Here is a 3,321-nt window from a genome sequence, read left to right as displayed (position 1 = left end):
AGATATGTGGGGGCAGAGCACCGGACCGTCGTCGGTGAGGATCTGCCGCCACGAGATGGTGCGCAGCACGAACGACACGAAGAACGGCAGCAGCAACAGGAACAGATAGGTCGGCTTGCGCCGCCCGCCGTGAAAGGCGATCCAGTACGCCACCGGGAAGGCGATCACGATCAGCACGATGGTGGCGATCGCGCCGTAGATCAGCGAGCGCAGGAGCTGGGTACGGTAGTTGCCGATCGCGTCCACATAGGTCCGCCAGTGGCCGGTGAACACGTACCCGTTGACGATGTCGCCCTGCTGCAGTGACAACGACAGCATGGTGACCATCGGCACGGCGAAGAACAGCAGCAGCCACAGCCCGCCGGGCAGGATCAGCAGATAGGGCGCGATGACGCGCCGCAGCCGGCCCATGGCCTCAGCCCAGCACGATCGGCTCGAAGATGCGCTGGTACTCCTGCTGCTCGGCGGCGGTCGCGAAGTCGCGGTAGTAGTGCAGCTTCTGGTAGTCGGCGTCGGTCGGGAAGACCAGCGGGCTGTCGGCCAGCGCGGTCAGCGCCTCCTTGTCCTCGCCGCTCGCCTTCGCGGCCTTGTCCTTGATCAGCTGCTGCGCCGCCGGCACCGGGGTCACGTAGTTGATGTACTCCGCCAGCGAGGCCGCGACGTCGGGCTTGAAGAAGTAGTCGATCAGGGTGATCGCGTCGAGCGGACTGGGCGCGGTGACCGGGATGGCGAAGTTGTCGGTCCACAGCGTGCCGCCCTCCTCGGGGATCACGAACTTGAAGTTCGTGCCGTCGGAGACGTTCTTCTGGAACACGTCACCGGACCACGCCTGGGTGATCCACACCTCGCCCTTGCCGAGCGCGTCGATGTAGCTCTGGTCGTAGTAGTTGCGGATGATGCCCTGGGTCTTCTGCTCCTTGAGTTTCTCCGCCGCCTTCTTCCAGTCGTCCGGCGTCGACTTCTCGGGGTTGATGCCGAGCACCATCATCCCGAAGCTGCCCAGCTCCTGGGTGTCGGAGTACATGCCGACCTTGCCCTTGAACGCGGGGTCCCACAGATCGGCGAGCTTGGTTATCGGCCGGGTGATCCGCGCCGGGTCGTACGCGATGCCGGTGATCCCGGAGGTCCACGGCACGCTGTAGACGTTGTTCGGGTCGAACGCCTCCTGCTTGTACTTCGGCGCCGCGTTCTTGGCGTAGTTCGGCAGCTTCGCCGGGTCCAGCGGCGCCAGGAAGCCGGAGTCCTTGAACTGCTTGAACTGCACGCCGTTGGTGATCACCATCAGGTCGAACCCGATCGGCTGCTTCGCCGACAGCTGCGGCTGCACCTTGGCGAACCAGGGACCCATCTCCTGGATCACCTCCTGGTAGTTCACCGTGATGCCGGTCTCCTTGGTGAACGCCTTCAGCTCGGGCTGCTTCGGGTCCATGTAGAGCGGCCAGTTCGCGAAGTCCACGTGCTTGGTGGACGCCTTGCCCGCCCAGAACTTCGCGACCGCGTCGGGTGCCGCGCTGGCGCCGGGATTGCCCTTGCCCTCCACGCCGCAGGCGGCGAGCGCCATGCCGAGGGCGGAAAGACCGGAGAGCTGGCCGAGACGGCGGCGGGTGAGGCCGCGCATCAGGGCGGGATCGGGGGTGGGGGAGGGGGACATTCAGACTCCGATCGGGTACGAGTGCTGCGCGTTCCAGGTGAGGAAGACTCGGTCGCCGCGCCGCGCCAGGTCCTCGGCGTTGGCCGCGTTCTGGTCGAAGACCACGAACTCGGGCCCGGCGGCGGTGGTCACCGTGTAGTCGGTCGACGTGCCGTGGTAGACGACCTCGCTCACCTGCCCGGAGAGCACGCTGCAGTCGCCGGGCGGAGTGACGTCACGGCACAGGTCGATCTTCTCGGGCCGCACCGACACCTCAAGCTTGTCGCCCGAGACGACCGACGACGGCACCGGCACCAGCACCCGGTCCTGCGGGCCGAAGGTGAGCGTCGCGAGACCGCCGGAGATGCTGTCCACCGGCGCGGAGAGCAGGTTCGACGTGCCGATGAAACCGGCCACGAACCGGGTGGCCGGCTTCTCGTAGATCTCCCGCGGCGAGCCGAGCTGGTCGATGCGCCCGGACTCCATCACGGCGATCCGGTCCGACATCGTCAGGGCCTCGCCCTGATCGTGGGTGACGTAGACGAAGGTGATGCCGACCTCGCGCTGGATCCGCTTGAGCTCCACCTGCATCTGCTGGCGGAGCTTGAGGTCCAGTGCGCCGAGCGGCTCGTCGAGCAGCAACGCGCGCGGCCGGTTGACCAGGGCCCGGGCGAGGGCCACACGCTGCTGCTGGCCGCCGGACATCTCGCGTGGCGCCCTCTGCTCCATGCCGGAGAGGGAGACGATCTCGAGGATCTCGCCGACCCGGCGCTTGATCTCGTTCTTGGCGACCTTCCGGCGCTCCAGGCCGAAGCACACGTTCTGGTACGCCGACATGTGCGGGAACAGCGCGTACGACTGGAAGACCATGTTGACGTCGCGCTTGTTGGGGGACACGCCGGTGACGTCCTGACCGTCCAGGAAGATCGTGCCGCCGGTCGGCTCCTCGAAGCCGGCGATCATGCGCATGGTCGTGGTCTTGCCGCAGCCCGACGGTCCGAGCAGCGAGAAGAACTCGCCCTGCCCGATCGCCAGGTCCAGCTTCTTGACGGCGGGCACGCGTTCGCCGTGCGAGAGGAAGTCCTTGTGTACGCCGACGAACTCGATAGCGGGGGATTCGCTCATGTGGGGGGTACCTCAATCAGCCGACGTTGTGCATCACATGCTTGATCCGGGTGTACTCCTCGAAGCCGTACACCGATAGGTCCTTGCCGTGCCCGGAATGACCGAACCCCCCATGCGGCATCTCGGACACGAAAGGAATGTGGGTGTTGACCCAGACGCAGCCGAAGTCGAGCCGGCGGGTCATCCGCATCGCCCGGCCGTGGTCACGGGTCCAGACGCTGGCGCTGAGTCCGAACCGGACGTCGTTCGCCCAGGCCACGGCCGCGTCCTCGCCGGTGAACTCCTGCACGGTGATCACCGGCCCGAAGATCTCGTCCTGGATCATCTCGTCGCGCTGCCGCAGCCCCGTCACCACGGTCGGCTCGACGAAGTAGCCCCGCTCGCCGATGCGCCGGCCGCCGGTGACCACGCGGGCGTGCTCCGGCGCGCGGCCGAGGAACCCCTGCACGCGGGCGAGCTGGTGCTCGTTGTTGACCGGCCCGAAGTCCCCGTCGCTGCCGACCTTCTTCTGCCGGGCCGCCGCCAGGAGCGCCTCGGTGAAGTCCGTCGCCACGCCCTGCTGGACC

Annotated in this window: 3 protein-coding genes and 1 pseudogene; all 4 read right to left on the bottom strand. The window is 67.1% G+C overall.

What is annotated here, in order from left to right:
- A pseudogene (locus AB0M20_RS33875) lies at nt 1-411 on the bottom strand (ABC transporter permease); the annotation flags it as partial.
- Nucleotides 412-415: 4 nt separating this feature from the next.
- On the bottom strand, nt 416-1,651 hold the full coding sequence (locus AB0M20_RS33870) for a spermidine/putrescine ABC transporter substrate-binding protein (protein ID WP_364304418.1): 1,236 nt from the start codon (nt 1,649-1,651) through the stop codon (nt 416-418).
- Complete coding sequence (locus AB0M20_RS33865) at nt 1,652-2,755, bottom strand: ABC transporter ATP-binding protein (RefSeq protein ID WP_364304416.1); 1,104 nt, start codon at nt 2,753-2,755, stop codon at nt 1,652-1,654.
- Between the two features lie 16 nt (nt 2,756-2,771).
- The coding region (locus tag AB0M20_RS33860; protein WP_364304415.1) for an aldehyde dehydrogenase family protein at nt 2,772-3,321 on the bottom strand (550 nt) is incomplete at its 5' end.

The organism is Actinoplanes sp. NPDC051633 (assembly GCF_040681735.1).
In the GTDB taxonomy this organism is placed as follows: Bacteria; Actinomycetota; Actinomycetes; order Mycobacteriales; family Micromonosporaceae; genus Actinoplanes.
Note: the sequence above shows the minus strand (reverse complement) of the source record. Positions and strands in the feature narration are given on the sequence as shown.

Bases quoted from the DNA above. Each gene is read 5' to 3' on its own strand.
- AB0M20_RS33870 (WP_364304418.1), bottom strand. From the start codon at position 1,651: ATGTCCCCCTCCCCCACCCCCGATCCCGCCCTGATGCGCGGCCTCACC.
- AB0M20_RS33865 (WP_364304416.1), bottom strand. From the start codon at position 2,755: ATGAGCGAATCCCCCGCTATCGAGTTCGTCGGCGTACACAAGGACTTC.